Source organism: Paenibacillus sp. EKM206P, from assembly GCF_011066155.1.
GTDB classification, from domain to species: Bacteria; Bacillota; Bacilli; order Paenibacillales; family Paenibacillaceae; genus Paenibacillus; species Paenibacillus polymyxa_D.
Genome location: NZ_JAAMNQ010000061.1, coordinates 1 through 654, shown reverse-complemented (window position 1 = coordinate 654; position 654 = coordinate 1). Strand labels below are relative to the sequence as shown.

The window sequence follows — 654 nt, the reverse complement described above, 5'->3', positions numbered from 1 at the left end:
AGCTCGCCCTCCCCAATTGCGCGATTCCAGGCTTCATATCCGTGCTCCGTAGGACGGAAAACGATCCGCAGTGTGTCATGATGGCTAACGATTTGATCCATCGCCGTGCGCAGGGCCGGTTCATCAAAACCATCCTTGCTATGCAGCATGATGGACTGGTTATGATGATGAGCATCCGTCAGGTTTTGCTCAAAGAACCAGTGTTGAACAGGTGTCAGCTTCACAGCGCCCACCACTTCGCTTTGATCCGCCAATCGGGTCACCGATTGAACTTTCAGTGCCAGGGCGGACACGGTTGGATGACTGAACAGGTCTTTCATCTCCAGTCGATAACCTGCTTGCAGCAATCGGGAGGATACTTGCAAGGCCTTAATCGAATCGCCACCCAGCTCAAAGAAGTTATCCTGCGCACCTACCGCTTCCACGCCGAGCACCCCGGCCCATACCGCAGCCAGTACTTGCTCCACCGTGGTACGCGGTGCCACATAGGCTGCACCCGTATGGATGCTTCCTTCCGGTTCCGGCAAGGCCTTACGGTCGATTTTACCGTTGCTGGTCAGCGGGATCGTCTCCAGTTGCATCAAACGTGCAGGCACCATGTGCGCTGGCAGTCCGGCTTCCAGTTCGGCCTGTACCTCCTCGATCCGCAGCTCA

1 protein-coding gene is annotated in these 654 nt (G+C 56.3%); it reads right to left on the bottom strand.

What is annotated here, in order from left to right; genetic code table 11:
- Positions 1 to 654: phosphopantetheine-binding protein (locus G9G53_RS25675; RefSeq protein ID WP_238796320.1), on the bottom strand; the 654-nt coding region annotated here is incomplete at both ends.